Source organism: Thermoactinomyces sp. CICC 10522, assembly GCF_016055075.1.
GTDB classification, from domain to species: domain Bacteria; phylum Bacillota; class Bacilli; order Thermoactinomycetales; family Thermoactinomycetaceae; genus Thermoactinomyces_A; species Thermoactinomyces_A daqus.
In genome coordinates, this window is record NZ_JAECVY010000001.1 from 87,804 (window position 1) to 114,793 (window position 26,990).

Consider the following 26,990-nt stretch of genomic DNA (forward strand, 5'->3'; position numbering starts at 1 on the left):
AACCCGAGTTTGATAGTCCAATCAACATCGAATCGACATGCGATGGCACTTTCACAGAAGAGGTGAAGGTAATGTGGAGAACATGGACGCAGTCAGAGAAGAGGATGGGCTTGATTCTCATTCTGCCAACCCTGATCACGATTTTGGTGATCGCCATTTGGCCCGTTCTCCGATCCTTCTGGATCAGCCTGTACGATGTGGAACTGAACAACCCGGCCAAGACGGAGATTCATCACAGTTACGGAATCGATATGGAGAAGTTTGTCAACATATTCCCCCTTTTGACCAAAAACCTGGATGAGTCCAGCGCAAAGGCCGATCCGCAGACGAAACAACAACTGGAGGAAATCAAAAGGAAGGCGGAGCAATTAAAGGCAGTACTGGATGGAAATCCGCAATTTTCCCGGCAGTACAAACAAGTGGATGATATTCTTTTTGACGGTCAATCTGTGCCTGATGATCTGAAAATCTTCAAACTGGACAAAGCACAGGCAGATAAGGTGACCGGGGAGATGAAAGCGATCCGCCAGCAGCTGGCGGAGATGACGGAAGCTCACCAGTTAACGGACAATACGCTGGCCGGCTTGTCCAACGGCTTGACCGAATCACTGATCCAACCCAATTTTGTCGGGTTGAAGTATTACGAAAAGTTGTTGACGGGCGGACGCTTGTGGGCTTCGCTTACCAACACGATGATTTTTACGGTCGTCTCCGTCGGCTTGGAACTGGTGTTGGGGTTGATGATTGCACTGGTGGTCAACCGCTCCTTTCGCGGAAGAGGACTGGTCCGGGCTGCCGTTCTCATTCCGTGGGCGATTCCCACCGTGATTTCGGCGCTGATGTGGAAGTTCATGTTTGACGGTCAAAATGGCATCATGGCCAAATTTTTTGCCCAGATCGGTCTGGTATCGGATATGGGTTTGCTGCTCACCACCAAGTGGGGTTCGATGTTTGCGGTGATTTTTGCCGATGTGTGGAAGACGACGCCGTTTATGTCCCTGTTGCTGCTCGCCGGATTGCAGATGATTCCGGAGTCCCTTTATGAGGCGGCGGCTGTCGATGGCGCTTCCAAGGTACAGCAATTTTTCCGGATCACGCTGCCCCAGTTGAAATCGACCATCCTCGTGTCGCTTCTGTTCCGCACCCTCGATGCCTTCCGCGTCTTTGACCTCGTATATGTGCTGACGGGCGGGGGGCCGGCCAACTCCACGGAGACCATTTCCATTTATGCCTACAAAACGATGTTTGCTCAGATGGACTTTGGCCAGGGTTCCGCTTTATCGGTGATTGTTTTCATCTGCGTGGCGATCATCAGCATGATATTCGTCAAACTGCTTGGCAGTGACTTGATCAGTGACGGACAGGGCAAATAAGGGGGGACGAAGATGAAGAAAAAACGAACTGGCTTCCTGTTTTACCTTTTTATCACCGCCATGCTGATCGTGATCTTGTTTCCGTTTTTCTGGCAGTTTATCGCTTCGGTCAAACCGCCGCTCGAGCTGTTTGGCGACCGGGCCTTCAATTTCATTCCACAGCACCCTACCTTTGATAACTATGTGCGGGTTTTTACGGAACGGCCTTTTGCGATTTATCTCTGGAACAGCCTGGTTGTGTCCATTTTCACCACCCTGTATTGCATTCTGATCGCTTCTTTTGCCTCCTATGCGATTGCCCGTCTTCAATTTAAAGGAAAAACCGTGATCCTCGGACTGATTCTGGCGGTGTCGATGTTTCCGCAGATCGCTACAATTGCGCCGATTTTCCTGTTTATGCAGGAGATGAATCTGACTAACAGTTATCTGGGGCTCATCATTCCTTATACCACTTTCGCCCTGCCGCTTTCCGTTTGGAATCTGACCTCTTTTTACCGGAAGATACCCGCCGACTTGGAAGAAGCGGCCAAAATGGACGGGGCCAACATTATGCAAACGTTTTGGAGAGTGGTGTTTCCGCTGGCGGTTCCGGGCACCTTCACCACGGCGATTCTTACCTTCATCGCCGCCTGGAACGAGTTTTTGTTTGCTCTGACCATCAATACGGATGAAAACATGAAAACCGTTCCGGTCGGCATCGCCCTGTTTCAAGGTCAGTACACGATTCCCTGGGGGGAAATTGCAGCTGCATCCGTGATGGTGACCATTCCGCTGGTGGTGATGGTTCTCATTTTCCAGCGGCGTATTATCGCCGGGATCACGGCCGGCGCAGTAAAAGAATAGAGGAAAGCGGGTTTTGCGCCCTTAGCCTCGTTCCGGCTAAGGGTTTTTTGGAACCATTGTGAACAACGAAGAACGTTCCCTTGCCCTGTATGTTCTTGCGTTAAAATAAAAAGAAGCAGTTGGTTTTGTTAACGGTTTGGGTATGTTGGTCAATCAACAACTGCCAGTTTGGGGTGTGATTGTGACAACCAGATCAGCATTTCATTCTTTTGTCCTGCTTTGCCTCTTGTCGGCAGTCTGTGCAGGTTGCCAATCTTTTTCCGCCATGTCCCCTTGGCAGCGGGGGAGCATCTATCCCTTTTCCTTTCAGCCTTATGCCCGAAATGAAGCACCCGCTTTAAAAGAGCTTGTGGCAGAGCCGGCATTTGCGGTGTATCTGAAAACCCGGCCCTATCTTTTGGGAATCAGCGGGAACGGGCGTTATCTGGCGTTGATTGTACCCGAACGGAGCAGGGAAACTTGTCGCCTTGATGTGTTTGATTTATGGTACTCCTCCCTTATCCAGTCGTTTAATTTACCCCTGGGGTCAGCATCAAAGGAGCCGAATGGAGACGAATATATAAAGCTGGTGCAAAATACGGTGAAAACGGAATACCAAATCAGCCGCGGGGTCCGGCCTGCCATTCTCATTCCCGGTTATCATCAGGAACTCGCGGGGCATGGCTCGCTGATTTTTGAGGAAGATGACTTGCGCGTTTCCCTCACCACACCTGCCGGCGAGCAGTGGACGGTGGCCAAAGGGGAAACGGCGGAAAAAGATGAAGCGTCCGCCTACACGATTCCGCTGACGCCCGATCGGCAGACGTGGGGAGTGATCATCTTTGCCCGGAACCGGGGGGATGTAAAGATTGTGGCGGTTTCCGCCGTTGTCCCCCGCCAAGTGTACCGGTCACCGTCGGATCAGCAATTGGCGGGAATTTGCCAGTCCGTCCTGCAATCATCGAAGCCATGCCGGTTGCTCATGCGCGGAACCGGCGAGAATGACTGGTTTTTGGCGGGAATTGAAAAGAAGAAAACAGAAGGGGATGGCCAAACGGGTTATGCCGGGGAAGCATGGCAATTTACCGCAGGCGATTTGTCCGGCAAACGGCTGGTGATCGGGAGCAAAGAGGGGATCATCGAGGGAAAGCGTCACGAATCGCCGACGCAGCCGGTTTCCTACTATCAACTGGTGCTCTCCGCTGAGGGCGATGCGGAAGAGGCGAACAGACTGACCGTTGATGTTTACAATCGGGAAGGAAATCTGTTCCGGACATTGGAATGGGAATGGAAGAAAGGCCGCTTTCAACGCGTAACAGGGGGATCATAATGGAAACAGAGGTTTACTTGGTGCGTCATGGGGAAACGGAATGGAATACGGAGAAGCGAATTCAGGGGCACCGGGATGTCCCTTTAAGCAAAACGGGGGAGAAGCAGGCCGAACTATTGGCGCAATATCTGAGGCAACATTCCTTCCAGGCGGTTTATGCCAGCGACTTGGTCAGGGCGCGCCGGACTGCCGAGCGGATTGCCGGTCAATGGGGGCTTCCGGTGACATGCCTGTCTGAGTTTCGTGAGCAAAGAGTCGGAGAATGGGAAGGGATGCTGCTGGAAGAAGTGAAAAGAAAATATCCCGATTGGGAGAAGTACCGCATGCACGGGGGAATGTTTGGAATTGAACCGATCGAAGAAGTGCAGGCACGCTTCGTTCGGAAATTCAATGAACTGGTTGACAAGCACCGGGGGAAGCGGATTTTGATCGTGGCCCACGGCTTGTGCCTCAATCTGGCCATCTCGTTCCTGACGGAAGGAGAATATGGTTACGGGAAAGGAATATTGCAAAATACCAGCATCACCCGGCTCGTTTCCCGGGAAAATGCGGGTTGGACGGTGAAAGCCTACAACGTTACACCTCACCTGCAACAAGGCAAAGAGAGATTTATCGACGGATAAAAGGCGAAACCGCCGGGCGTTCGGCTTTTGGACGAAATGGAAGCGAGTTGCCATTTTATTCCCGATTCGATAAGATAGATGGAGAATGGAAGAAGGGGAAAAGTACATATGACACTGGAAACATTGTACCAAGAATTGCAAGACCTGAATCCCAATGAAGTTCGGACCATTCACAAACTCGTCCAAGCCCTGAAACGAACCCGGGTCAGCCCTCTTGCTTTTGTCGAAGAGCTAATGAACTTTCAAGCGGTCGGCTATGACCAGGAAAAAGGCGTTTACGTGCATCGGATGCTGATTACCGATGAACTGAAAAATCGCTACAAAATCCTGCATGGCGGCATTACAGCCACATTTATCGACACGGCTATGGGTTCCACCATTTTCCATATGGATGAAGGAACCAAAGCTGTGACGCTGGATCTTAACGTGAATTTTCTGGCACCCGGAGAAAGCGGATGGCTGACCGCAGAGACAGCTGTCATCAAAAAAGGGAAAACGATTATCCTGTTGGAGACGAAAGTGACCGATGAACGGAAAAAGTTGATTGCCACAGCTTCTTCAACCTTTTTTCGATTACAGTAGGTGGAAAATCCGATGAACAAACCATATAAAATTGTTGCGAAAGCGATCATTTTTGATCATCAGGACCGAGTGCTCATCCTGCGCAAATCTCTGGAAGAAAGGCTGGCCAATGATACGCACGGCTGGGATTTTCCGGGAGGCGGGCTTGAGCCCAGTGAACCGTTGATGGATGCGCTGGCGCGAGAGGTGATGGAAGAGACCGGGCTGCAAGTGAAAGTGGTGGCACCGGCCTACATCTATGATGAAATTCAGGAAGATAAACACCTGATTATCGTGAAATTTGCCTGTGACAAGCCTTTGGGCGAGTTAAAGTTAAGCTCGGAGCATGATCACTATTTCTGGGTTGAGCTCCATCGCTTGAACGAAGCGGAATTTCCGGAGTGGATGAAAGAAGAAATCCGCCGTGCTTACCGGATCTATGCCGATTTTCGGGGAATTCAGCAATAGGCATGTTTCCCTCTGGTTTTTGGCCAGAGGGTTTTTTTTCGGGTTTGCAAGATTTTCTCTTCCGACCTGATCAAGCTCTGGTCAGCGGGGACCAGTCGGTTCCTTCGACCAGGATGCGGGCATATTGCTCCAAATACGTTTGATCTTCCGGGGTAAAACGGGCCGTTACCGGACTGTCGATATCGAGAACGCCGATCAGGACTCCGTCTGCCTTCAGCGGGATGACAATCTCCGAGCGGGAGGCCGCATCGCAGGCGATATGGCCCGGAAATGCAAATACATCTTCGACCAGCTGCGTTTTCTCTTCTTTTACTGCCGTGCCGCAAACACCCCGTCCGACCGGAATGCGGACGCAGGCGGGTTTTCCGTTAAAGGGGCCGAGAACAAGTTCATTCCCTTTCAACAGATAAAAGCCTGCCCAGTTCACATCGCTCAGAGTGTGATACAGATGGGAAGCGCAATTGGCCAGATTGGCCATCCAGTCTTTTTCACCCTCGATCAGATGCTTCAATTGTTTCAAGATCAGCTCATAGCTGGTTTTTTTATCTCCCTCAACACGTTCAAAAGCAAACATGATATATTTCCCGATCCTTTCCGTAAATGTTAAAATAAAATCGTTCACACGACTGCAGTAAAGCTTTCTCGTGCTATTGTACACCTGCGGATTCAATCTGAAAAGAGGGTATGCGGTGTGCATAACTTGTGAATTTACGGACTAGAAAGAATTTTGGGAAAGGTGGCGATTCGTCATAAATGCCTTTCTGTGGCATTAATTGGATAATGAGTGCCACCCTATCTATTGATTAAAATGGAAGCATTTTAAATTATAGTCATCTCGTGATAAAATAGTAGCGTCGTTTAAACGTTCGTTGTTTTTTGCAAAGGGAATACATATTAGAAGGAGATGTTTTCCAATGCGTGATCCTCGTATTTCCAAATTAGCTAAAATATTGGTTGAACATTCTTGCCGGGTTCAACCGGGAGAACGTGTTTTAATTGATATTTTTGGAAAGGAAAGAGAGCTGGTCCGGGCTTTGATCGCAGCGGTATATGAGGCGGGAGGGTACCCGTATGTGCAGCTGAATGACCATGTTGTCACCCGTGCACTCTTGCTGGGAACATCGGAAGAACACATGGAAACCATGGCGAAACATGCCCTGAACCAGATGAAATCGATGGATTGCTATATCGGGGTGCGCGGAAGCGACAATGTGAGCGAGCTGTCTGACGTGCCGGAAGACAAAATGAACCTCTATGCCCGGATGTTCAATCATCCCGTACATAGCGAACAACGGGTGAAACATACGAAGTGGGTTGTGCTTCGTTACCCCAACTCCGCCATGGCACAGCTGGCCAACATGAGTACGGAAGCATTTGAAGACTTCTACTTCCGCGTCTGCAATGTCGATTATGAACGGATGGCCAAAGCGATGGAGCCTTTGGTGAAACGGATGGAGCGGACAGATCAGGTTCGCATTGTCGGACCGGGTACGGATCTCACTTTCTCGATCAAGGATATTCCGGTTATCAAATGCGCCGGGGAGTGCAATATCCCTGATGGTGAAGTTTATACCGCACCGGTGAGGGATTCGGTCAATGGCGTGATCACCTTTAATACGCCATCGGTCTATCAAGGGGTCACCTTTGAAAACATCCGCTTTGAATTGAAGAACGGAAAAATCATCAATGCCACCGCGAATAATACCGAACGGCTGAATCAGATTTTGGATGCTGACGAGGGTGCGCGCTACATCGGTGAATTCAGCCTGGGCGTCAACCCGCACATCAACCATCCGATGAAAGATACCCTGTTTGATGAAAAAATTAACGGAAGTTTCCATTTCACTCCGGGTCAGGCCTACGAGGAGGCAGACAACGGCAACCGGTCGTCCATCCACTGGGATCTCGTCTTGATCCAGCGCGCGGATTACGGCGGAGGCGAAATCTATTTTGACGGGGAACTGATCCGCAAAGACGGGCTGTTTGTGGTCGATGACTTAATTCCGCTCAACCCGGAAAATTTAAAGGCAAGCGAATCTTTTTAAGGAGGAATCGGGTTTGTTCTGGAGACGCAAAAAGTCGGTTGAAATTGCCGCCCCGCTAACAGGGCGTTACGTTCCGCTCGAAGAGGTGCCCGATCAGGTTTTTTCGCAGAAGATGATGGGCGACGGATTTGCGATCGAACCGGAAAAGGGCGAAGTATATGCTCCGGCAGACGGTGAAATCACCAATCTGTTTCCGACCAAACACGCGATTGGAATCAAGACGAAAAACGGCTTGGAAATCCTGATTCATGTCGGCATCGATACGGTGGAATTAGAGGGAGACGGATTTACGGCATATGTATCGGAAGGAGATCGGGTTTCGGCCGGCCAGAAATTGCTCGATTTTGATATGGAGAAGATTAAAAACAGCGGGAAACCTCTGATCACGCCCGTTATTTTTCCGGAATCGGCGGCATGGTCACTGGAACTCTGTGCAACCGGTTCTCTTCAGGCAGGAGAAACCGTCGTCGCCAGAGTGGAACAGAAATGAGAACCGCTCCTGATTTAATCAAATGATGCGGATGCAAATCCCGGCCGGATTTGTGCTGGCGGAGTGATGGATGTTCTACGGCTTCCTTCTCAGACAATATAGAAGGAAGCCGTCTTCTTTCGACATTAAAAGGGAAGCGAGGTTTTGGTGATGATTTCATTTCCTGAGGAGACTGTGCTTCAAACCCTGATTCAATTATTGGAAATCCACAGTCCGACAGGCAGGGCGGAAAAAGCGGTCGATTACATTCATTCCCGGTTGAAGCAATCCGGTCTAAATGCGATGCTTACAGCCAAAGGCGGATTAATCGTCACGGTTCCGGGAGAAAACGACCAGGTTCATCGACTGGTTACCGTCCATGTGGATACGTTGGGAGCCATGGTGAAGGAAATCAAGGAGAACGGCCGCTTGCGGTTAAGTAAAATCGGGGGATTCGGCTGGTTTTCCGTCGACGGGGCTTATTGCCGGGTGGAAACGAGGAAAGGCCGGATGTTTTCGGGGACGATCCTTGCTTCCCATACATCGGTCCACGTTTATGCTGATGCGGAAGAGCAAAAAAGATCGGATGAGCACATGGAAGTCCGGTTGGATGAGCGGGTGAAATCGGCGCAGGATGTAAAGGCACTGGGAATTCGCGTCGGCGATTTTGTATCTTTTGATCCGCAGGTGGTGACGACAGAGGCGGGATTTATCAAAGCGCGTCATTTGGATGACAAAGCGAGTGCGGCCATTCTGCTTGAACTGTTGCTTTACTTGCATGAGTCATCCGTCCGGTTGCCGCACACAACCCATTTCTTCTTCAGCAATTTTGAAGAAGTCGGATTTGGTGCAAACTCCAGCATTCCGCCGCAGGTCCGTGAATATTTGGCAGTGGATATGGGCGCGATCGGTGAAGGACAAACGACGGATGAGTACTGCGTTTCCATCTGTGCCAAAGACGGAAGTGGTCCCTATCATTACGGACTTACGACCAAACTGATCGAAATAGCCGAAAGAGAAGGAATCTACCATCAGGTTGATTTGTACCCCTTTTATGCTTCCGATGCCAGTGCGGCGGTTCGGGCTGGCTATGACATGATGCATGCCTTGATCGGGCCGGGCGTCGACGGTTCTCACGCCTATGAACGCACACACCTCGAAGCTTTGAAAAATACCTATTTGCTCTTATATCACTATTTGTTGTCGCCTTCATTGTAAAGAAAGAGGGGGATCAGGGATGACGTTGGCGGATGAGCTGCGGGAAGTATTGGAAAACGGGACGGAAGAAGAAAAAGAAGTGCTGGCATTGGCCTTACAGGCGATCCGGCAGAAACGGGAACGGAACAGCGCCTATCTCTCCGGCTTTCTCGGTTTGTCCGGCCGGTTTATCGAAGAGAAAGTATACGAATTTCGCGTGCCGATTACCCCGTTTATGTTGAATCGCCGCGGCATTGTGCACGGAGGGATCGCGGCGACGCTCGCTGATTCCACGATGGGCTCCTGCATCAACCGTCTGCTTCCTGAAGGTTCGGGAGCAGTAACAGCTGAACTGAAGATCAATTATTTAAAACCGGGGACGGGCAAAATGCTCATTTCACGCGCGGAACTGCTCCACCTTGGCCGGACGCTGGCTGTTCTCAATTGTGAAATTACCAACGAGAAAGGGAAGCGAATCTGCTATGCGACAGCGACTTTTTATCTGTTGCCAAAGGGAAAGTGATATTCGCCTTTTATGGCGGACGGCATCTTGGTGAAAGGCAAGTCTGACCTGCCTATATGATCCAATCGTTTTTTGATATGAAAGGGATATAAAAAATAGCAGGCTGGTTGCCCGCTGAGGCTGTCGACAAGTTCAGGCGGAAGGGATTGGTGCTTTTTTGTGCGACCTTTGCGGCGAAGGGGGCCGGGAGCAGAGAAAGTACCAAGAAGGGACTTTGTCAACAAGCTGGAGCGAGCCGGTTGCCTGCTTTTTCTCTTTCTCACATACTGGTTACTTCCAGTTCGGTCAGATGGGAAACCGGGTTCTCTTTGTTGCTGCCGTCTGCCAGATACAAAAGGGCCGGGCCGCCTTCGCGAATCGGTTTATTTTCCTTGGCAAAACACAAAAAGGAAGTTTGCGCTTGTTCCATTGTCAGGATCACTTTTTCTCCCACCGAACGGTGAAGAATCACGTGGGTTGCGTCTGGAGCGGGCCCGGCGTTATTCAGAAAAGGCGCGAGTTCCATGGCCAGCCCCTCCGTTCCGGGGATGCGATCGCTTAAAGAAAAACGGCGGTCATCGATGATCCAGATCGTCGGATCGAGATTGATCTTGAACTGAACTTTTCCGGTTATGAGAATAACGGAACTCATAGCGATCACCTGTTTCATAAAATATTTGATCATGCCCTATTCATTATAGCGAAGTTTGGCGTTGCAAAAAACAGAAGAAGAGACGGTGACGGAGAGAACAGCGTTGCCGGGACGGGTGGACGCAGCCGTGACAGGATGCAAGTGTTTTGCAAAAGCAGGAGGATCGTGATACACTATGATTAGTATTAGTGTACAGGTATTAGGGCCGTTTTCCGCAATCCCGAGTAGAACGGTCGATGGGGGGGGTTTGCGTTGACCACACCGACACAGACCGATTTAAATCTGCGCGCGGTGCAACTCTTAAATGAAGATGCAGAAAAAATTGCTCAATTGATTTCGGTTCAATTGGATAATTTAACTTTGCCGAAATGTCCTTTATATGAGGAAGTTTTAGATACACAGATGTTTGGTTTATCCCGGGAAATCGACTTTGCTGTTCGTGCCGGATTGATCACACGTGAGCAAGGTCAGCAGATTATTCATGATCTTGAACGAAAACTTGCGGATTTATATGCAAAAATTCTTCCATGATTCCTGAAATCAAATAAAGATTACGATCGTAGACTCCTTGTGGGAGTCTTTTCTATTCTTCCGATTCGACAGGATAAATCCCGCTGATATCATGGATCAGCTGGCGAATTGCGCGGGGCAGGTAGCGCCTTTTCAGAAAATAGAGAAAAACGGGGAGCGTATGCTCAAACTGGGTTACCCGGATGTGGCGCAAGCGGAAATCTCCGCTGCCCAGGGCGAGTCCGGGGATCAGGGCGGTGCCGAAACCCTCTGCAACCAACCGCTTGATTTCTTCAACGCTGGACAGCTCGATCTGGATATTTAGTTCAATTCCGTATCTTCTCATGATCTCGTTCAGGAGATCCCGTTCGGTGGTTGCACCGGCAAATGAGATCATCGGCAGCTTATCCAACTCTTTCAAAGGGAGAAAAGACCTTTTATTATTTATAACTGGCCGGGTCGCTGAGTCAATCAGGGTAAAGGAATCGTAAAACAGTGTCTTTTTTTCCACTTGGGAGGGCAACGGGGAATAGGAATAGGCAATCCCCAGTTCGATTTGCCCTTCCTGAAGCAGCTTCATCATCTTTTCCGTTCTCAAGTTAAGGATTTTGAGCGGAAGCCCGGGGCTGCCCGTTTGGAAATATTTCGAGATGCGGGAGACAATCGCCAAAGACAGGCAGGCAGTCGTCCCGATCGTTACGGGGCTATGGGCTTTCTCTTTTTCTTGGGTAATCACTTCGCGCCCCTCTTGCATCAAATCAAGAATTTTTTGCGCATAAGGATAAAAGAGAACACCGCCGGCCGTCAGTTTCACTTGCGACCGGTAAAAGAGAGTGGTTCCCAATTCTTCTTCCAGGCTGCGGATCTGTGCGCTGACGGCAGGTTGGGTTAAGTTCAGGGTTTCCGCCGCGTGCCGGAAGTGACGCTTACGGGCCACTTCGATAAACGTGATCAATTGCTGTTCATTCATGTTTGTCACCCCTTTAATTCATTTTTAAATTTTAAAACGAGATGATCACGCCGGACAGGAACCAGGCAACCTCGTTTCTATGGAAGATTGGTGCTTTCGGAAAGGATGACGGCATGCAGAATGCCATTTTGACGTTTGGTGTGGTGATCACTGTTTTTAAAATGGAATTATCATTTAAAAAGTGTATTCATATTTAGTATTAAATTATTTCATTATTAATTTATAGATTCCTGCCGGGTAATTTTGAATAAAAAACGATCATGTCCGGTTCCGTTGCACCAAGAAAGGCCCTTCCGCACTTTGGCGAAAGGGCCTTCCCGTGTTCAGGGGGATCAGACGACAAAAAAGACAGTTCCCAAGATGATGTAAACCAGCACCAGCAGAATTCCTTCATACCAGTTGGTAGATCCATCACGGGAGATCGAGGAAGCGATCAATGAGGCCACGGCGATTGCCGCAATTTCGTAATTGCTGAAGATGATGTTCATGGGATTGCCGAATAACAGGCTGACAAAGACGAGAACCGGAGCGACGAACAAGGCGATTTGCAGGCTGCTTCCGACGGCGATTTCAACAGCCACTCCGATGCGGTTTTTCATCGCCATAAAGACGGCGGCACTGTGTTCGGCAGCATTTCCGATAATCGCAATCAGGAAGGCCCCGATGAACAATTCCGACCAACCCAGCGCTTTGGCTACAGATTCCACACTATGTACAAGCCATTCGCTCTCGATGGCGACGAAGACAGTGGCGATCAGCAGGAACAGGAGTGATACGCCTTTGGACCAGTCCGGTTCTTCATGCTGATCCAAATCAGGCATGCCGTCCACTTTATCCCCCAGCTCTTCTTTATGGGTGACCAGGGAAAAATAGAGCCACAGAAAATATCCGATGATCAGGACAATGGCGATGACGACGCTGACCATGCTGATTTCGCTGCGGGTGAGACCGTGCATAAAGACGGCAGGGATAAACAGGGCGATGACCGCCAGCATCATCAATGAAGCGTTATGACCGGCTAAGAGTGGATTGAATTGCTGAATTTTGAATTTCAATCCGCCGGCGAATACGCTCAGCCCGAGCACGAGCAGCAGATTTCCGATGATCGATCCGGTAATGCTGGCTTTAACCATGTCGAACAATCCGGCTTTCACCAGAAAGATGGCGATAATCAGCTCCGCCGCGTTACCGAAGGTGGCATTTAACAGCCCGCCCAGCCGTTCGCCGGAATAATGGGCCACGCTTTCGGTCGCTTTCCCCAGAAGCGCCGCCCAGAAGAGAAGGGACAAACAGGCACTGGCAAATTGAAAAGGCTGATTGTGGGTAAAAAAGTGTGCTTCCGCACTGATGATTGTTGTGAGAAGGAGCAAGGCAACAAACCACTTTTTCTTCAAAATGTTCACCTCTTAAATTTTCGTTTGTCAAAAACAGGAAACAAACCTCTCGATGGAAAAAGTGTGAACAACATATTAAATAATCCTCAATTTAGCATACGAAACAATCGAAATATGTCAAATCCTATCAAAGTAGATTGCAGACTGTTTTAGCCGATTTTGGAAGGAATACTCTCCCAAGGATCGAAATAATTAAATATGCTTGAATGATTAGAAAGGAGGTAGAATGGTTGAATGGCAGGGTAAAAGATACAGCGATCTTTATTGATTTAGAGAATGTTTACTACGGTTTGAAGAAATATCACATGGATCCTGACCATCCCGATGAATCACACAACCTGTTTTTGCGCCTGCAAGACCATTATGGCAGAGAATCGATCCGGATGATTGAGGCATATGCCGATTTTGAGCAGTTGGATTTGTCCATGATGAGCCTCCAGAAAAAAAGAGTTCATGTGCATCAGGTATACGGAAACGGCAGAGACGGCAGGGACCGGAAAAACGCGGCAGATATCCAGCTTTGCCTTGACGCCATGGAAGTGCTTTACCAGATCCCGGAGATCAGCACCTACATTATCGTCAGTGCAGATCAAGACATGATCCCCCTCCTGGACCGGCTATGGTCAAAGGGAAAACGGGTGGAACTTTTTTGCCTCTGTGATGAAAGTTTGTCCCGTTCGGCCGGGCTGCATGAATTCTGCGATAACACCCACAATTTATTTGAATTTCTCAATATTCACCAATTCCAAAATCTCTCCCGTGTCGACCGGCTCATTCATAACGCGGTCGTGCAAATTTATGAGTGGTATCACGATCCCAATAATATTGGGAAGAGTTATGGAAGCACTTGGATAAAGAATGATTTTATTCGCAAATTTCATTTGGATGAGCTGGAAGCCAACCAATTGTTTTCAAAATTGTTAAAAGGGAAATATATTATACCTGTGGAAATTGAGATGGATTCCAAAACATATTACGGGTACAAAGTGAATCTGACCCATCCTCAGGTACAAACGATGGTGAAAATCGCAGGATACAAAGTGAGCTAGGCCTGGGACTGCTTGTCTTCCGTGTGATGTTCCGATGCGATTTTATGACAACGAGGGGGAAAACAAATGGCAGATCTTCAAGGTGGAACGCTGCGCATTGCCGATGATGTGGTCGCTGTGATCGCCGGGTTTGCGGCGAGCAAGACAAACGGCATTGCCAGCATGTCAGGCGGGATGGCCGAGGGACTGGCCAAACGCGTCAGCGGCAAAAACATCACTAGAGGGGTCAACGTTCAGGTTGGAAAATTGGAGGCGGCAATCGATCTTCGGGTGATTGTGGAATACGGGGTGAAAATTGACGAGGTGTGCCGGAATCTGCAACAAAGGGTGAAAGAAGCCGTTGAAATGATGACCGGCCTGAAAGTGGTAGAGGTGAACATCAAAGTGGACGGGGTGGAGCTGGGGGAATTTCACGATTCGAAGGCTGCGGAAAACAAAATAAAATGAGGAAAGAGGGTGAGGATCGAAAGCACCCTCTTTTTTTGCCTTGGTGCAGCAGGCGGCATCCCTGCGGTTCCTGCCACCCCGGTATTTCACTCCGTTTTCATCCCGGGGGTGCCGGTAGACCGTCATCGTTTTGCAGCAACGATGGTCAGCCGTTTAACGCTTTTTCCAGTTCTTCCAGTTTGGCGTTTACCTGTTGCCGTAACGATTCGGGAACCTCTGCTGTTTCATCGATACCGTGCGGGAAAAAGTGGCGCACAAAGACCGGGGTTCCGATTTCCAGAAGTGCTTTCGGGTGTTCGAGACGTTTGTCATTGATTACATCTGCCCGCAAGCGCAAGAAATAATCAATTTGATCAGACGTATATTTCAAATCATAAGTGACTTTCTCATAATCCCAGGACCAGCGGACAAACCCCAATTTTTTCATGATTTTTTCCATTTCGCCGAATTCTTTCTTGATACCTTTGGTTTTTATGTGGTTAAAAATCATCTGGGCGCCTCCCTTTGCATTTCACACCGAATTGAATCATTATTTATGATAGTACGATTACCCATGTAAGCGCAACCGATCGGGGGTGACAGAAGTCCGAAATTAGAGAAACATGAGTATTCAAAAAATATCCGCTGCCGCTTCAGTTCGTGTGCCAATGAAAAGGGGAGAGATAAATGGAGAGGATAAAAGAGCGAATTGCGGAAATTTATCCACGGATGGTTGAGTGGCGCCGGGATTTTCACCGTAACCCCGAGCTTTCATTTAAGGAAAAGGAAACCGCGCAAAAAGTGGCTTCCATTTTGAAAAGCCTCGGTCTGGAAGTGAGAACGGGAATCGGCGGGCATGGCCTTGTCGGACTTCTCCGCGGAAAAGGGCCGGGGCGAACTGTCGCCTTAAGATCTGATATGGATGCACTGCCGATTCAGGATGAAAAGGATTGCTCCTACCGGTCACAGGTTCCGGGAGTGATGCACGCCTGCGGACACGACGGGCATATGGCCACTTTGCTCGGGGCAGCTGCCGTCTTGACAGAGCTCAGGGAGCAATGGGACGGTTCCATCTTGTTTTTGTTTCAGCATGCGGAGGAGTTGTTGCCGGGCGGTGCGGTGTCCATGATCGACGCTGGTGTGCTGGACGGGGTTGATGCCATTTTCGGCGTCCATCTGTGGACTCCTCTGCCTTGCGGGGTCATTGGGATTCGCAGCGGGGAACTGATGGCATCCGCCGATTCCTTTGAAGTGGAGATCATCGGCAAAGGCGGACATGGCGGACTGCCGCATGAAGCGGTTGATTCAGTGGTGATTGCATCCCATGTAATTGTCCAGTTACAGACGATTATCAGCCGCTGTCTCAATCCCCTGGATTCAGGCGTCATCACGGTCGGTCAAATCGAAGCCGGCAATGCGTTTAATGTGATTGCTGAGCGTTGCCGATTTTGGGGAACGGTCCGTGCCTTTAAGCAAGAGACGCGCGAAGCGATCGTGGCCAGGATGGAAGAAGTGATTCAGGGGGTTTGCCGGATGTTTGGAGCAGATTACCGGTTTGATTATACCTGGGGATACCCTCCGGTTGTCAATGAGCCTGCCGCCACTGACATATTGGCCGAGTCCGCCAAGGCGATTGTCGGGGAGCAGGGGGTCTGGCAAATCGATCCAGTGATGGCAGGGGAGGATTTCGCCTATTACCTGAAGCAACGGCCGGGAGCATTTTGCTTTGTGGGCGCCGGCAACACGGAGCGGAATATCACGGCTCCCCACCATCATCCCCTTTTTGATTTCGATGAAGAAGCGATGAAAATCGGGGCGGAATTGTGGGTTCGGACGGCTATGCGGTTTCTTGGAAGCGGAAAGGGAGAATGAGAATCCCCCGTTTGGTTACCATAAGGCTCAGGGGGGATCTTTGATGCACACGTTGCGTGAGATTATGACGACTGATGTGGAATACGTTACGCCGCAGGACAATGTTTTTGAGGCAGCTTCCAAAATGCGGGCATCGAATGTTGGGATGGTTCCCGTAGTGGAAAACGGCGTCTTGAAAGGAGTCATTACCGACCGCGACCTCGTTGTGCGCGGAATCGCCGGCAAACAGCCCAATTCCGGTTCGGTGGCTGACATTATGTCCACTTCCCTGGTGACGGGAACTCCGGACATGACGGTGGATGAAGCGGCGAGAATAATGGCTGAAGCACAAGTTCGCCGGTTGCCGGTCGTGGAAAACAACCGCCTGGTCGGTGTCGTGTCGATTGGGGACATGGCTGTACGCGAGCAACATCAAGATGAAGCGAGCCAGGCTCTCAACGAAATTTCAGAAACGCATAATCCGAATGCATCAAATGATCTCAAGTCATAACCCGAAAGGTAAAAAGCTGCCGGTTGACCCGGCGGCTTTTTACGTCAAGGGAAGGACGTGTGCTGTGATGATTTCCGGCGAAGAATATGAGTCTTTCCTGACCTTGGTCAAAAAAACGGCCATTTTGCAGGTGCTTGCCCTTGTCTTGCAGGCCGATTACCGGACCGTGGCCCGTTTCCCCTGCAAACTGAAGGAAATTTGGTTGGAACAAATAAGGAAAATGTCAGAACGTCTGGCGGAAAAAGAAAGCGAGAGCAGAAAAGCGCTGAGGCGAATGGGCGGGCGAATCATTGCGGTGAAACAAACACCGGACCATCGTGAGATTGAAGCGGAACTGCACGGGTTTCTCTATAAAGAAAAGTTGCTGAACGAGTGGATCAAAGTCGAATGCATGCGGGAAGCGCAGACCTTGCTCGGCGAAGCGTACGGAGTGCAGTCAGAATAGCAGGGAGGCATTTTTTATGATGCATAAAGAGAGTGGGAAGGCGCACTCTAAAAACGGACAGATCGAAAAAAGGGGGCGATGGCGATGGAAAAGCACAGACAGAAGGAAAAGGAATTGGCTTATGAAAAAATCGCAAACAAACATCGGCCCAAGCCTAAAATATGGATGAATTCCCTGAAAGCTTTTGTGATCGGCGGATTGGTCTGCGTACTTGGCCAGGCGCTCATGCTGATGTATATTCACTGGTTTGGGTTTAAACCGGAAAAGGCCGGCGATCCGACCGCAGCCACACTGATCTTTATTTCCTGCCTTTTGACCGGGCTGGGAGTTTACGACCGGATCGGTCAATGGGCCGGCGCCGGATTGGCCGTACCGGTCACGGGATTTGCCAATTCGATTGCTTCGTCGGCGCTGGAACACCGGGCTGAAGGCTATGTTCTCGGAGTAGGCGGAAACATGTTTAAGCTGGCAGGGGCAGTGATTGTGTTTGGAACGCTGTCCGCCTTTGTGATCGGTTTGATCTATACCTTGACCGGACTGGTGAGATGACATGGGGGAGACGAAATGACAGGAACCAAGCTGATTGGAAAAAGCACATGGGAATTTCAAAATGATGTTCGCGTCCTGTCCAGTGCTGCCACAGTCGGCCCGATGGAAGGGGAAGGATTGTTAAGGGAGAGTTTCGATAAAATTTATCCGGATCTGTATGCCGGGGAAGAAACATGGGAAAAGGCGGAACGCAAAATGCTTGAGGATGCCGTTTCCCTTGCCATAGAAAAGGCAGGCCTGACCCCGGAACAAATCGATTTTTATCTTGCCGGCGATTTGCTGAACCAAAACATTTCCGCCTCGTTTTCCGCCAAAACGAACCAGATTCCGTTTCTCGGCGTATACGGCGCCTGTTCCACTTCGATGTTGTCTTTGGCTTTGGCGGCGGTATTGGTCGATGGCGGCTATGCCCGTCATGTGATCGCCGGTGTGAGCAGCCACAATTGTACAGCAGAAAAGCAGTACCGCTATCCGACAGAGTATGGCGGACAAAAGCCGGAGACGGCCCAATGGACCGTGACCGGGGCAGGCGCCTGCTTGTTGGGGCGTTCGGGTGACGGCCCGGTTGTTCGCTATGCCACCGTTGGCAAAGTAACCGACCTGGGCGTGAAAAATCCGATGGATATGGGTTCTGCCATGGCGCCGGCGGCCGCGCAGACGATTCAAGCGCATTTTGCCGATACCGGCCGATCCCCTGAAGATTATGACTTAATCGTCACCGGGGATCTTGCCAAAGTGGGATTGCCCATCGCGCGGGAGCTGCTGAAGAATGCTGGCTTTGAGATGGGGGAACATTTTGCGGATTGCGGGTTGATGATTTATACCCAGAAGCAAGAAACATTTGCCGGCGGCAGCGGGTGTGCATGCAGTGCTGTCGTAACCTATGGGCATCTGTTGAGAGAAATGATGCGGAACAAGTGGAAGCGCATCCTGGTAGTCGCGACCGGTGCCTTATTGAGTACCGTTTCATACCAACAGGGGGAAGCCATTCCTTGTATAGCGCATGCGGTGGCTTTTGAAATGGAAGAAGGGAAGGAAGGAAAGGCATGAACGAACAGCGGATCTCACCTGTCGCTTATCTGGCCCTGGGAGATTCTCTCACGGAGGGGATTGGAGCCAGTAACCCTTCCGCACATTTTGTTGCCCAATATTTTCAGCATTTGCGGCATTCAAACCAATGTTATGTGCGGAATTTTGGAATTTCCGGTATGACCTCTGACGAACTGCTATCCTTGGTGAGCAACCCTGCGATGATTCGCCTGTTGCCTAGAATGACGCACATTACCATCACCACCGGGGGATGCGATTTCATTTCGCTTTATGAAAATAATGAGTTGACTCTGAGAAAAATTATGAAGACAACCCATAAACTTCAGGATAATGTCAGGAAGATGCTTACGCTGATGCGCAGAGAAAATCCGGCGGCGGTGCTTCGTGTGCTCGGATTTTATATTCCTTTGCCAGCCTATGAAATCGGCGTTGGCAAAGCCTCATTTCTCATCCAATCCCTTAACCGTGCCTTGGAGAAAATCTGCAACCAGTTCGGAGCCAAACTGATCAACCCGTTTGATGTTTTTTTAAATCGCAAAGAATATTTCAGCGATGAAGTACACCCGAACCAGACGGGATATGATGAGCTTGCCAAACTCTTCATCTCAACTGTCCAAACCCGCACTGATGCATTGCCATCTCTGACACCGCTTACTCAATGACCATTTTCCATTCCTTCGCCGAGCTTTTTTCGGCCGCAGGAATGGATTTTTTATTATCATAATGATATCATATAGATAACAAATTGATAAGGGGGCAGCGCATGACACGCACTGAAGAGAGAGTTGCATGGAAGGCAAATGGATTTTTGTTTTTGTTGCTCGAAATTTTCTTGCTTTTGGCCGGAGCCGGACTCGTCATCTACGGGATTGGGATCATTTTTCTGGTGGTGGCCGTTCTGCTTCTCCCCGGATTCGTTATGATTCAGCCGAATGAGGCCCGCGTTCTCACCTTTTTTGGCAAGTATGCCGGTACGATTGCGGAAGATGGGTTTTTTTGGGCGAATCCTTTCGCATCAAAAAAGAAAATCTCCCTGCGCGTACGCAATTTTCACAGTGATAAACTGAAAGTAAACGATGCTGATGGAAACCCGATTCTGATCGGCGCTGTGATTGTATGGAAAGTGGTCGACTCCGCTAAAGCGCTTTTCGATGTGGAGGATTTTAACGTTTTTGTGGCGATCCAGAGCGAAACCGCCATCCGCTCCCTGGCCAGCCGTTACCCTTATGATCGCCATGACCAGTCGCTTCCTTCGTTGATGGGAGCGCCGGAGGAAGTGGCGGAAAATCTGTGCACCGAGCTGCAAGAGCGGCTGAAAATCGCCGGAGTGGAAATTTTGGAGGCGAGGATCAGCCATTTGGCTTATGCTCCCGAAATCGCCCAGGCGATGCTTCGCCGCCAACAGGCGCAGGCGGTGATTGCAGCCAGGCAGAAAATCGTAGAAGGTGCGATCGGCATGGTGGAAATGGCGTTGGACCACATCGAAAAGAAGGGCGTCGTCGAACTGGATGAGGAAAGAAAAGCTGCGATGGTGAATAATCTGATGGTCGCCTTGGTATCTGAAGGAGAGACGACTCCGGTAATTAATACCGGAACCTTGTTTACATGAGTACCAACAAAAAGCGGTTTTTGCTGAGAATCGATCAAGAGCTTTACAATATGATAGAAAAATGGGCGGCCGATGAATTTCGAAGTGTAAATGCACAGATTGAATTTCTATTAAAAGATGCGGTGAAGAGGGCGGGCAGAATTCCCTCAAGCAAGTCAAAGAAGCCGGATGGCGAAACTTAAAATCAACTAAATACTTACCAATCTAGTCCAAGCAAAATCACCCTTTTATTCATAACTAGAATAAAGGGGTGATTTTATGTCAGCTGTTTCACCGGAAGGACGTTATACGTTTGTTTTTCGTTCAGTTGCCAAACCTGAAATCGTGAAACAAGCCGGGGGACAGATTCACCATGTCGGAAAATATTCTTCCACCGTTACGGCATCGTTTAAATCCCCGAAAAATGCCTTCAAATTGAAAAAGGACCCGGATTTAATCAGTATACAGGAAGACCGCTTGCTGCGGCTGCCTTTTTTCAAGATCGAAAAAGTGTTTTCAGCCTCCCGCAGGATCAATGACAAAAGGGCCGTCAACAGCCAGGTGCTGACCTGGAATGTCGCAAGGGTCCTCGGGAAACGCAGATTGAACAACGGTACGGGAGTGCGGGTGGGGGTCATTGATACCGGGCTCGACTTTCATCATCCGGATCTGGTTTCAAACATTAAAGGCGGCGTAAATGTTCTTTCACCTTTTCTGCCTCCGCAAGATGATAACGGCCACGGGACCCATATTGCCGGAATCATCGGGGCATTAAACAACCACTTTGGCGTGGTCGGGATCGCCCCGAAGGTATCTCTTTACGCGATCAAGGTATTGAATTCTGCAGGACACGGAACGATTTCCAATTTGATTAAGGGAATTGAATGGGCGATTGCCAATCGGATGCATATCCTGAATATCAGCATCAGCGGCGGGCAAACGATTCACCCGGCCTTGGCGCAAGCGATTGCGGCAGCCGTAAGCAGGGGGATTTTGATTGTCGCTGCCGCAGGGAACAATGGAAATGCGTCCGGAAAAGGCGATACCGTTTCGATCCCGGCAAGGATATCCCCGGTGATTTCCGTGGCGGCGCTGAATAAGTTAAACCGTCGGGACTCGTATTCAGCCACCGGAAAAGTGGATATCGCAGCGCCGGGAACGGGGATCTTGAGCACTTATTTCTACAGCCGTTATGCGGTGTTGAGCGGAACCTCGATGGCCGCAGCCCATGTGACGGGAGTTCTGGCCATCTATCGGGCTGCTTTTCCCAGGGCGACTTCGGCCGAGTTGAAAGCCATGCTGTATCACCGGGCGATCGATCTGCCGCCGGCGGGGCGGGATCCGCTTACCGGAGTAGGACTGGTGCAGGGGCTGTAGGAAGAGGGTTTCTCTCATAAGGCAGGCCGGGCGGGCATATATTGGTGGTGTATCGTCAGATCAAAGGAGGGACAGACATGGATTACGGATATTACCAACCGGGTCCGGTTGGCTTCCGAAATTATCCTGCTTACACATACGGGTTTATCCCGTATTATCATTACCATTATACGCCTGCCGGTTCCGGATGTTGCGGAGGGCAAAGCATGACCTCTGCTTATCTGCCGCCTTATGGTGCATGGCATCCCTGGATGATTCCCACACCTCCGGTTCACGCACAAGGTTTTCCGGGAGCGGCGATCCCTCCGCAAGGCCCGGGGATGATGCCTCCTCCTCCACAACCAGCGTATTCCGGCACGGAAGAACCGGTATGGGAGTCGCCGGAATCGCCGGAGTCCCCATGGCTGAGAGCTTATGAAAATCAAAAGCGGTCATGATGGATCGTCGCAACAAACGGGCTCCAGCCGGAAAGTGACAGGTTGACCCGAATTCCGTTTTTCGGAAAGAGATATATACCGTTTGCGATGCATGGATCGATCATACGGGAAGCATGCACGCTTCCTCCCCTCCCAACTGTTCCCCCCGGCTGCCGGTCGGAGGGATTTTTTAATGGGAAAAAGTGAAAACGTAAAACCGGAAGGAGTGGGAACAATACGGATAACGAGGAGGGAAGCTGAAATGATTTGTTTTAAGATACCGGATGTAACGTATCCAACACACGAACCTGAAATTTCCCAGCCGTATTTTCCGGAAATCATGACACCATATGAACCGGTCAAGGATCCATATGAACAACCGCATCAGCCTGAACAGCCGAAAAAATGACATCATCGATCATTTGTACTTATCGCTTTTTTAGGGATGCAAGGGATATAAAACTGCTTGAAAAAAGGAAGCGGAACCCTTTTCACAGGGAATTCGCTTCCTTTTTTTGTCAGCTTTGTGTCCATTTCACTTCCAAATGCTGCACCGGCTGTTTGGCGGAAAAAGTGATGATAATCGAAGGGTGGGTGATCACCTGTGCGGCAAAGCTTCCTTTCGCCGGAGTTTTTTCCGTGGCATATACCGTTACGGTATTTCCCCGGCGGACAACTTGGTCAACGGTGATGGTGTACCCGGCCGTTTTCCGTTCGCCCAGGGTAATCAAAGCGAAATGTCGGCTATCTTCGTGAAACAGAACAGCCTGTTTCTTCGGTGTCGCCAGTTTTTGATTCACTTGCTTCTGAATCTCTTCCGGCAGCCCGGAAGGTTCGATGGTATGAAAAGTTATATTTTCTTTGGGTTCTTCCATTTTCAGTCCTCCTGTTAGTCCGGGGGCATCTGCGATTTGACAACTGGTCATGAGCAAAAGAATCGGCATCAGAGCGATCAGCTTGCGCATCCTTTCTCCTCCAAGCTTGGTTTGTTGTATGAAATAGACGATGAAGAAGAGAAAAAGTTGCATGATTCGACAGAGTATTTTGCAATATCAATAGCTTTTCAGCCGTTAGGAAAAAATAGAGATGGAGGGAAAAGAATGTCAGAAAAAAGTTTGCTGAAAAAGGGGCTGATCATTCAGCACGACGGTACCGTTTTATTGGAAAAAATAGCGGACAGCGGAAGTGAACTGAGTTTGAAACTCAACCGCTTTGCGCAAAAGGTACGAGAAACGGAGCAGCTTGTCACTTTTCGTTTAACGCCGTTTACCCTGTGGCAAGCGGCAGCCTCCGGGATGTCGGCCAAAAGTCTGCTGGAATGGCTGCGCTCGCACAGCAAATTTCCGTTGACTGGTGCATTTGAGCGGCGGGTGGAAGAAACGATCAACCGGTTTGGGCAGATTCGACTGCAACGAAGAAAAGAGCACACCTTTGCACTGGTTGGTGCATCTCCTTCCATTTTCCCACAAATCCTGACGCATTTAAAGCGGGAAACTGTACCCGTACCGGAAAGTGAGCGGGCATTCATATTTCCCATGCATTCACTTGGAGCCGTAAAGCAGGCATGTGTTGCCGCCGGATATCCGCCACTGGACGAAACCGGCTTTGCCGGAGGGGAATCGCTTTCCTTTTCGCTTTCTGAACATGATCGTTTTCGCGGTTTGCGTCCCTATCAGCAGGATGCGCTCGAAGCGTATTTTGCCGAAGGAGCGGACTGGTATGGCGGGGGAGTAATCGTATTGCCATGCGGTGCGGGAAAAACGGTTGTCGCGCTGGCGATCATGCAGCGGGTCGGGAAGGCGACTCTAATATTGACGCCGAATGGCACGTCGGCGAAACAATGGGTGCGTGAGATATTGGATAAGACGGATTTACGGGCGGATGAGGTGGGGGAGTATACGGCGACGGTCAAACAGATTCGCCCGGTGACGGTGACAACTTACCAGATGTTGACTCATCGGGATGGAAAGGATGCATCATTTCCGCATATGGAACTGTTGCGTTCGCGTGATTTTGGCTTTGTGATTTATGATGAGGTTCACCTGCTGCCGGCTCCGGTTTTTCGCCTGACCGCCGAATTTCAGGCGAAACGCCGGTTGGGACTGACGGCGACACTCGTGCGGGAAGATGGGAAAGAAGAGGATGTGTTTTCCCTGGTCGGGCCGAAGCTTTACGAAGGATCATGGAAAGAATTGGAGAGAAACGGATGGATCTCTGAGGCGGTGCTGCGGGAGATTCGCATTCCCTTTGACCCTGACTGGGAAACCGCTTATCAAAAGGCGGACCAGCGGCAGAAGGTGCGATTGGCGGCGGAAAATCCGCGAAAAATTCCGTTGATCGAGGAGATTATCAACCGGCACCGGGATGAGCAGATCCTGATCATCGGACAGTATTTGCGTCAACTGGATAGAATCTCCAGACGGTACGGATTTCCTTTGATTACGGGGAGTATGCCCGCAGATAAAAGGGAGGCGTGGTATCGCCAGTTTCGCCAGCGACGTATCCGGGTGCTGATCGTTTCCAAGGTGGCCAATATGGCGGTTGATCTTCCCGATGCCAGTGTCGCGATTCAAATTTCCGGCACATTCGGCTCCCGGCAGGAGGAAGCACAACGGCTTGGACGCATATTGCGCGTCAAGGAAACAGGGAGTAAAGCTTATTTTTATCATTTGGTGACGAAGGATACGGTCGACCAGGAATATGCCTGGCGCCGGCAGAGCTATCTTGCCGAGCAGGGATACCGGTATGAGGTGATCGATATGGAAAGGGAGTGCCGGCATGTCAGATGATTTGCGGATTTGTTTGGAATCGCTGAACGAAGAAGAAATCAGGCGGATCGGCAATCTCCATTCGGTGGCCGATCCTGACCCCGGGGCTCTCGCCGGGCGCATGACTGATCCGGCTTATTTGCGCCGCTGTTTCCAGCAGATGCCGTCGGAGAAGCGGGCCGTTTTGCTTTATTTTTTGTTCGCCAGCCAAAACGGGGTGATCAGAGAAAGGGAGATTCCCAGGGAGCAGCAGAAGTTCGGGCTCAAAGCCTGCCGGAGGAAAATATCGGAATTTTTTCGGGGAGGCTGGATATTTCCCGTGCGAAATCAGTTTCACGAACGGTTGTACTATCTTCCGGCTGAGCTGAGGCGGGCATGGATTGCGGCGCTTGCTGCCGGCTCCCTGCCAAAGCCGGTAAACGCCGCTTCCGTTATGCATTGTTCCGAACCGTCGGCAGGGATTTGGCAGGCGTTTTTCCACTTTTTGTTTATGCTGGAACAGGAACCGCTGTTGTTGACAAAAACGGGGCAGATTCCCAAAAAAGAGGCGCAAAAGCTGGATGTGGAGCTGGATTTGGATGCATCTTCCCTGAAGGAGACAAAATGGGGGAAACAGGATGAGTTGCCGCCATGGATCTCCTTTTTGCTCGAACTGAGTCAGCTGCTCGGTTTGACAGAGCGAACAAGCCAATCCGTCAGAGTGCGGCAGATGAACTGGCAACAGTGGCTTCAGCTCTCTTTTGACCAAATGATGAGAATCCTCTATCAGGCTGTTTTTAATCTGCTCACCGCCGAAAGGAACGGCTTGCATGGTTATTTGCAACTGCTCGAATGCCTGGAGGCGGAGAACTGGTACGCTTTGAAAGAGATCATTTGCTTTTTGTCCGAATGGGATCTCCCCTTTTTTTCTCCTGCGCTCCTGGAGCATCTGGAAAAGCAATTGATCGATCCGCTCGTGGCCATGGGCTGGATGGAAAAAGGACAATCAGGCTCAGGCGAAACTTATTTTCGCTGGCTGGAACTCCCGCCGAAGGGTCAGGTGCCGGATGAAGTGCCTTTTTACATTGAACCCCACATGGAAATATACCTTCCTTATTACTTTCCTCTTCCGCAACGTTATGTCTTGGCTCAGGCCGCTGACTTCATGGGCGGAGACCGGATGCTCATCTATGAGTTGAATGAGCGTTCCGTTCAACGGGCAAGGCGGTATGGCCTGACCGGAGAGGATTTGCTCAGCTTGCTGGCCGCCTGGAGCGGGACGGAGGTGCCCGAACCTGTAAAGGAACAGGTGATTCACTGGTTTCGCCAAGCTCCGTCGATTCTGGCTGAGTCTGCTTTCCTGCTGCATGGATCGCCGGAGAGACTGGACCGATGCCGCCGGATATTGGAGAAAAAAGGAATCAACATATCGGAGTTTACCGGGGAGCGGCTGATCATTTCCGCTGCCGATTTTGCTGCGGCGCAGGCTGCTTTGCAGGAGAGCGGGCAGGAAGTGCAACAAATGCACCATTCCCTCCACGGCAACGATGAACGAAACATCAAGCATGTGGATTGGGGCCGGTTATTGTCTCCCTTAAAGGAGTGGCGTGTGGAAACGCATTGGCCTTCCGGGCTGGATATGCGCTCAAATGCCGACAAACTGCCCAAAATTTGGACGAGCGGCCTGCGGGCATACGGGCGCGAAATGGTAAAAGAGATGGTAAAACAAAGCATTCATTATGGTTTTGCGCTGAAGATGGAATATCAGGGCGACCTGATCACAGTCAGTCCGCAAAAGGTTGAGTACTGCGGGGGAGATTGGCTGATGCACGCAAAAGTGGGAAAGGAAAAAAAGTTCTATCCGCTTGGGAGGATTTCCCGCGTACAAGTCATGGTGGAGCAGTGAATGGATGGATTTGTCCCTTTGCGTGCTTGTGAAATGTGAGCTGTCCGGCAGTTGGCAGGTTGCCGTTCATGGCCGGGCAGGGAAGCCGTTCTATTTTTTCCTTCTGCCAAACAGTGGGATTCATCCGGAAACTGCTATACAATAAAGGTGGAGGGAATC

General features: G+C 50.2%; 33 protein-coding genes. 26 read left to right on the top strand and 7 right to left on the bottom strand.

Annotated elements, in window-relative coordinates; genetic code table 11:
- Positions 1-71: 71 nt before the first annotated feature.
- The 6 genes from I8U18_RS00490 to I8U18_RS00515 all read left to right on the top strand — a co-directional run bounded on the left by I8U18_RS00490 (position 72) and on the right by I8U18_RS00515 (position 5,177).
- Positions 72-1,373, top strand: a complete 1,302-nt coding sequence (locus I8U18_RS00490; protein WP_198064381.1) for a carbohydrate ABC transporter permease — start codon at positions 72-74, stop codon at positions 1,371-1,373.
- 12 nt (positions 1,374-1,385) lie between these two features.
- Positions 1,386-2,216 (top strand): carbohydrate ABC transporter permease, encoded by an 831-nt coding sequence (locus I8U18_RS00495; RefSeq protein ID WP_033099074.1) that lies wholly within the window; start codon positions 1,386-1,388, stop codon positions 2,214-2,216.
- A 181-nt stretch (positions 2,217-2,397) separates the two neighbouring features.
- Positions 2,398-3,525, top strand: coding sequence for a hypothetical protein (locus tag I8U18_RS00500; protein WP_198064382.1), 1,128 nt, complete (start codon positions 2,398-2,400; stop codon positions 3,523-3,525).
- Positions 3,525-4,148: a histidine phosphatase family protein gene (locus tag I8U18_RS00505; RefSeq protein ID WP_198055193.1), complete on the top strand. Its 624-nt coding sequence runs from the start codon at positions 3,525-3,527 to the stop codon at positions 4,146-4,148. The genes I8U18_RS00500 and I8U18_RS00505 overlap by 1 nt, the downstream gene beginning before the upstream one ends.
- 108 nt (positions 4,149-4,256) lie before the next feature.
- Complete coding sequence (locus I8U18_RS00510) at positions 4,257-4,730, top strand: PaaI family thioesterase (protein ID WP_052153829.1); 474 nt, start codon at positions 4,257-4,259, stop codon at positions 4,728-4,730.
- Positions 4,731-4,742: 12 nt separating this feature from the next.
- Positions 4,743-5,177 carry an NUDIX hydrolase gene (locus tag I8U18_RS00515; protein ID WP_052153828.1) on the top strand — a complete coding sequence of 145 codons (435 nt, stop codon included), beginning with the start codon at positions 4,743-4,745 and terminating at the stop codon, positions 5,175-5,177.
- A 70-nt stretch (positions 5,178-5,247) separates the two neighbouring features.
- On the opposite strand, the gene I8U18_RS00520 is transcribed toward I8U18_RS00515, so the two are convergent.
- Entirely contained in the window at positions 5,248-5,751 is a 504-nt protein-coding gene (locus I8U18_RS00520) for a GAF domain-containing protein (protein WP_033099121.1), read from the bottom strand.
- Positions 5,752-6,091: 340 nt separating this feature from the next.
- Here I8U18_RS00520 and I8U18_RS00525 point away from each other — a divergent pair, with 340 nt between their 5' ends.
- The 4 genes from I8U18_RS00525 (at position 6,092) to I8U18_RS00540 (ending at position 9,411) form a co-directional block, all read left to right on the top strand.
- Complete coding sequence (locus I8U18_RS00525) at positions 6,092-7,222, top strand: aminopeptidase (RefSeq protein WP_033099070.1); 1,131 nt, start codon at positions 6,092-6,094, stop codon at positions 7,220-7,222.
- Between the two features lie 13 nt (positions 7,223-7,235).
- Positions 7,236-7,712 carry a PTS sugar transporter subunit IIA gene (locus I8U18_RS00530; protein ID WP_033099069.1) on the top strand — a complete coding sequence of 159 codons (477 nt, stop codon included), beginning with the start codon at positions 7,236-7,238 and terminating at the stop codon, positions 7,710-7,712.
- A 150-nt stretch (positions 7,713-7,862) separates the two neighbouring features.
- The gene (locus I8U18_RS00535; RefSeq protein ID WP_033099120.1) at positions 7,863-8,909 is read left to right on the top strand and encodes a M42 family metallopeptidase; all 1,047 of its coding nucleotides are present in this window, start codon (positions 7,863-7,865) and stop codon (positions 8,907-8,909) included.
- Between the two features lie 19 nt (positions 8,910-8,928).
- Entirely contained in the window at positions 8,929-9,411 is a 483-nt protein-coding gene (locus I8U18_RS00540; protein ID WP_309485181.1) for a PaaI family thioesterase, read from the top strand.
- A 259-nt stretch (positions 9,412-9,670) separates the two neighbouring features.
- Here the strand turns inward: I8U18_RS00540 and I8U18_RS00545 are convergent, their stop codons facing one another.
- Positions 9,671-10,042, bottom strand: a complete 372-nt coding sequence (locus I8U18_RS00545) for a hypothetical protein (RefSeq protein ID WP_033099068.1) — start codon at positions 10,040-10,042, stop codon at positions 9,671-9,673.
- 252 nt (positions 10,043-10,294) lie between these two features.
- On the opposite strand from I8U18_RS00545, the gene I8U18_RS00550 reads away from it, so the two are divergent.
- A complete protein-coding gene (locus I8U18_RS00550) occupies positions 10,295-10,573 on the top strand; it encodes an Fpa/YlaN family protein (RefSeq protein ID WP_033099067.1) in 279 nt (92 codons plus the stop codon).
- A gap of 52 nt (positions 10,574-10,625) precedes the next feature.
- Here the strand turns inward: I8U18_RS00550 and I8U18_RS00555 are convergent, their stop codons facing one another.
- Together I8U18_RS00555 and cax are read right to left on the bottom strand one after the other, a co-directional pair.
- Positions 10,626-11,522: a LysR family transcriptional regulator gene (locus tag I8U18_RS00555; RefSeq protein ID WP_198064383.1), complete on the bottom strand. Its 897-nt coding sequence runs from the start codon at positions 11,520-11,522 to the stop codon at positions 10,626-10,628.
- Between the two features lie 332 nt (positions 11,523-11,854).
- Positions 11,855-12,916: a calcium/proton exchanger gene (cax, locus tag I8U18_RS00560; RefSeq protein ID WP_198064384.1), complete on the bottom strand. Its 1,062-nt coding sequence runs from the start codon at positions 12,914-12,916 to the stop codon at positions 11,855-11,857.
- 230 nt (positions 12,917-13,146) lie between these two features.
- Between cax and I8U18_RS00565 the strand changes: the two genes are divergently transcribed.
- A complete protein-coding gene (locus tag I8U18_RS00565) occupies positions 13,147-13,965 on the top strand; it encodes an NYN domain-containing protein (protein WP_160173843.1) in 819 nt (272 codons plus the stop codon).
- A gap of 66 nt (positions 13,966-14,031) precedes the next feature.
- On the top strand, positions 14,032-14,412 hold the full coding sequence (locus I8U18_RS00570; RefSeq protein ID WP_033100977.1) for an Asp23/Gls24 family envelope stress response protein: 381 nt from the start codon (positions 14,032-14,034) through the stop codon (positions 14,410-14,412).
- Between the two features lie 145 nt (positions 14,413-14,557).
- On the opposite strand, the gene I8U18_RS00575 is transcribed toward I8U18_RS00570, so the two are convergent.
- Positions 14,558-14,902: a YugN family protein gene (locus I8U18_RS00575; protein WP_033100978.1), complete on the bottom strand. Its 345-nt coding sequence runs from the start codon at positions 14,900-14,902 to the stop codon at positions 14,558-14,560.
- 176 nt (positions 14,903-15,078) lie between these two features.
- Between I8U18_RS00575 and I8U18_RS00580 the strand changes: the two genes are divergently transcribed.
- From I8U18_RS00580 to I8U18_RS00625, 10 genes are all read left to right on the top strand, one after another.
- The gene (locus tag I8U18_RS00580) at positions 15,079-16,263 is read left to right on the top strand and encodes a M20 metallopeptidase family protein (protein ID WP_033100979.1); all 1,185 of its coding nucleotides are present in this window, start codon (positions 15,079-15,081) and stop codon (positions 16,261-16,263) included.
- A 43-nt stretch (positions 16,264-16,306) separates the two neighbouring features.
- On the top strand, positions 16,307-16,753 hold the full coding sequence (locus I8U18_RS00585) for a CBS domain-containing protein (RefSeq protein WP_033100980.1): 447 nt from the start codon (positions 16,307-16,309) through the stop codon (positions 16,751-16,753).
- Between the two features lie 67 nt (positions 16,754-16,820).
- Entirely contained in the window at positions 16,821-17,198 is a 378-nt protein-coding gene (locus I8U18_RS00590; RefSeq protein WP_198064385.1) for a YhjD family protein, read from the top strand.
- Between the two features lie 84 nt (positions 17,199-17,282).
- The gene (gene spoVAC / locus I8U18_RS00595) at positions 17,283-17,747 is read left to right on the top strand and encodes a stage V sporulation protein AC (RefSeq protein WP_152568543.1); all 465 of its coding nucleotides are present in this window, start codon (positions 17,283-17,285) and stop codon (positions 17,745-17,747) included.
- Between the two features lie 15 nt (positions 17,748-17,762).
- Positions 17,763-18,797: a stage V sporulation protein AD gene (gene spoVAD / locus I8U18_RS00600; protein ID WP_033100983.1), complete on the top strand. Its 1,035-nt coding sequence runs from the start codon at positions 17,763-17,765 to the stop codon at positions 18,795-18,797.
- Positions 18,794-19,459, top strand: a complete 666-nt coding sequence (locus I8U18_RS00605; RefSeq protein ID WP_033100984.1) for a GDSL-type esterase/lipase family protein — start codon at positions 18,794-18,796, stop codon at positions 19,457-19,459. Before spoVAD ends, I8U18_RS00605 begins: the two co-directional genes overlap by 4 nt.
- Positions 19,460-19,560: 101 nt before the next feature.
- On the top strand, positions 19,561-20,406 hold the full coding sequence (locus tag I8U18_RS00610) for an SPFH domain-containing protein (RefSeq protein WP_033100985.1): 846 nt from the start codon (positions 19,561-19,563) through the stop codon (positions 20,404-20,406).
- Positions 20,403-20,588 carry a type II toxin-antitoxin system antitoxin gene (locus tag I8U18_RS00615; protein WP_033100986.1) on the top strand — a complete coding sequence of 62 codons (186 nt, stop codon included), beginning with the start codon at positions 20,403-20,405 and terminating at the stop codon, positions 20,586-20,588. Before I8U18_RS00610 ends, I8U18_RS00615 begins: the two co-directional genes overlap by 4 nt.
- Before the next feature lie 76 nt (positions 20,589-20,664).
- Positions 20,665-21,762, top strand: coding sequence for a S8 family peptidase (locus tag I8U18_RS00620; protein WP_198058911.1), 1,098 nt, complete (start codon positions 20,665-20,667; stop codon positions 21,760-21,762).
- Between the two features lie 77 nt (positions 21,763-21,839).
- On the top strand, positions 21,840-22,199 hold the full coding sequence (locus I8U18_RS00625) for a hypothetical protein (RefSeq protein WP_198064386.1): 360 nt from the start codon (positions 21,840-21,842) through the stop codon (positions 22,197-22,199).
- On the opposite strand, the gene I8U18_RS17970 is transcribed toward I8U18_RS00625, so the two are convergent.
- The gene (locus tag I8U18_RS17970; RefSeq protein WP_255517803.1) at positions 22,184-22,318 is read right to left on the bottom strand and encodes a hypothetical protein; all 135 of its coding nucleotides are present in this window, start codon (positions 22,316-22,318) and stop codon (positions 22,184-22,186) included. The genes I8U18_RS00625 and I8U18_RS17970 overlap by 16 nt on opposite strands.
- A gap of 122 nt (positions 22,319-22,440) precedes the next feature.
- On the opposite strand from I8U18_RS17970, the gene I8U18_RS00630 reads away from it, so the two are divergent.
- The gene (locus I8U18_RS00630; protein ID WP_160173844.1) at positions 22,441-22,587 is read left to right on the top strand and encodes a hypothetical protein; all 147 of its coding nucleotides are present in this window, start codon (positions 22,441-22,443) and stop codon (positions 22,585-22,587) included.
- Between the two features lie 109 nt (positions 22,588-22,696).
- On the opposite strand, the gene I8U18_RS00635 is transcribed toward I8U18_RS00630, so the two are convergent.
- Positions 22,697-23,143, bottom strand: coding sequence for a protease complex subunit PrcB family protein (locus I8U18_RS00635; protein ID WP_033100989.1), 447 nt, complete (start codon positions 23,141-23,143; stop codon positions 22,697-22,699).
- Positions 23,144-23,278: 135 nt separating this feature from the next.
- On the opposite strand from I8U18_RS00635, the gene I8U18_RS00640 reads away from it, so the two are divergent.
- Together I8U18_RS00640 and I8U18_RS00645 are read left to right on the top strand one after the other, a co-directional pair.
- Complete coding sequence (locus I8U18_RS00640) at positions 23,279-24,967, top strand: DNA repair helicase XPB (RefSeq protein ID WP_033100990.1); 1,689 nt, start codon at positions 23,279-23,281, stop codon at positions 24,965-24,967.
- A complete protein-coding gene (locus I8U18_RS00645) occupies positions 24,957-26,831 on the top strand; it encodes a hypothetical protein (RefSeq protein ID WP_198064387.1) in 1,875 nt (624 codons plus the stop codon). The genes I8U18_RS00640 and I8U18_RS00645 overlap by 11 nt, the downstream gene beginning before the upstream one ends.
- Positions 26,832-26,990: the final 159 nt, after the last annotated feature.

Excerpts from the sequence above, each read along its gene's own strand:
- I8U18_RS00640 (WP_033100990.1), top strand. The coding sequence starts at position 23,279 with ATGTCAGAAAAAAGTTTGCTGAAAAAGGGGCTGATCATTCAGCACGAC.
- I8U18_RS00585 (WP_033100980.1), top strand. The coding sequence starts at position 16,307 with ATGCACACGTTGCGTGAGATTATGACGACTGATGTGGAATACGTTACG.
- I8U18_RS00590 (WP_198064385.1), top strand. The coding sequence starts at position 16,821 with ATGATTTCCGGCGAAGAATATGAGTCTTTCCTGACCTTGGTCAAAAAA.
- I8U18_RS00610 (WP_033100985.1), top strand. The coding sequence starts at position 19,561 with ATGACACGCACTGAAGAGAGAGTTGCATGGAAGGCAAATGGATTTTTG.
- I8U18_RS00545 (WP_033099068.1), bottom strand. The coding sequence starts at position 10,042 with ATGAGTTCCGTTATTCTCATAACCGGAAAAGTTCAGTTCAAGATCAAT.
- I8U18_RS00510 (WP_052153829.1), top strand. The coding sequence starts at position 4,257 with ATGACACTGGAAACATTGTACCAAGAATTGCAAGACCTGAATCCCAAT.
- spoVAC (WP_152568543.1), top strand. The coding sequence starts at position 17,283 with ATGGAAAAGCACAGACAGAAGGAAAAGGAATTGGCTTATGAAAAAATC.
- I8U18_RS00540 (WP_309485181.1), top strand. The coding sequence starts at position 8,929 with ATGACGTTGGCGGATGAGCTGCGGGAAGTATTGGAAAACGGGACGGAA.
- I8U18_RS00620 (WP_198058911.1), top strand. The coding sequence starts at position 20,665 with ATGTCAGCTGTTTCACCGGAAGGACGTTATACGTTTGTTTTTCGTTCA.
- I8U18_RS00630 (WP_160173844.1), top strand. The coding sequence starts at position 22,441 with ATGATTTGTTTTAAGATACCGGATGTAACGTATCCAACACACGAACCT.
- I8U18_RS00605 (WP_033100984.1), top strand. The coding sequence starts at position 18,794 with ATGAACGAACAGCGGATCTCACCTGTCGCTTATCTGGCCCTGGGAGAT.
- I8U18_RS00495 (WP_033099074.1), top strand. The coding sequence starts at position 1,386 with ATGAAGAAAAAACGAACTGGCTTCCTGTTTTACCTTTTTATCACCGCC.
- I8U18_RS00505 (WP_198055193.1), top strand. The coding sequence starts at position 3,525 with ATGGAAACAGAGGTTTACTTGGTGCGTCATGGGGAAACGGAATGGAAT.
- I8U18_RS00520 (WP_033099121.1), bottom strand. The coding sequence starts at position 5,751 with ATGTTTGCTTTTGAACGTGTTGAGGGAGATAAAAAAACCAGCTATGAG.
- I8U18_RS00645 (WP_198064387.1), top strand. The coding sequence starts at position 24,957 with ATGTCAGATGATTTGCGGATTTGTTTGGAATCGCTGAACGAAGAAGAA.
- I8U18_RS00615 (WP_033100986.1), top strand. The coding sequence starts at position 20,403 with ATGAGTACCAACAAAAAGCGGTTTTTGCTGAGAATCGATCAAGAGCTT.
- I8U18_RS00575 (WP_033100978.1), bottom strand. The coding sequence starts at position 14,902 with ATGATTTTTAACCACATAAAAACCAAAGGTATCAAGAAAGAATTCGGC.
- I8U18_RS00515 (WP_052153828.1), top strand. The coding sequence starts at position 4,743 with ATGAACAAACCATATAAAATTGTTGCGAAAGCGATCATTTTTGATCAT.
- I8U18_RS00580 (WP_033100979.1), top strand. The coding sequence starts at position 15,079 with ATGGAGAGGATAAAAGAGCGAATTGCGGAAATTTATCCACGGATGGTT.
- I8U18_RS00625 (WP_198064386.1), top strand. The coding sequence starts at position 21,840 with ATGGATTACGGATATTACCAACCGGGTCCGGTTGGCTTCCGAAATTAT.
- I8U18_RS00555 (WP_198064383.1), bottom strand. The coding sequence starts at position 11,522 with ATGAATGAACAGCAATTGATCACGTTTATCGAAGTGGCCCGTAAGCGT.
- I8U18_RS00535 (WP_033099120.1), top strand. The coding sequence starts at position 7,863 with ATGATTTCATTTCCTGAGGAGACTGTGCTTCAAACCCTGATTCAATTA.
- I8U18_RS00490 (WP_198064381.1), top strand. The coding sequence starts at position 72 with ATGTGGAGAACATGGACGCAGTCAGAGAAGAGGATGGGCTTGATTCTC.
- spoVAD (WP_033100983.1), top strand. The coding sequence starts at position 17,763 with ATGACAGGAACCAAGCTGATTGGAAAAAGCACATGGGAATTTCAAAAT.
- I8U18_RS00570 (WP_033100977.1), top strand. The coding sequence starts at position 14,032 with ATGGCAGATCTTCAAGGTGGAACGCTGCGCATTGCCGATGATGTGGTC.
- I8U18_RS00525 (WP_033099070.1), top strand. The coding sequence starts at position 6,092 with ATGCGTGATCCTCGTATTTCCAAATTAGCTAAAATATTGGTTGAACAT.
- I8U18_RS00635 (WP_033100989.1), bottom strand. The coding sequence starts at position 23,143 with ATGCGCAAGCTGATCGCTCTGATGCCGATTCTTTTGCTCATGACCAGT.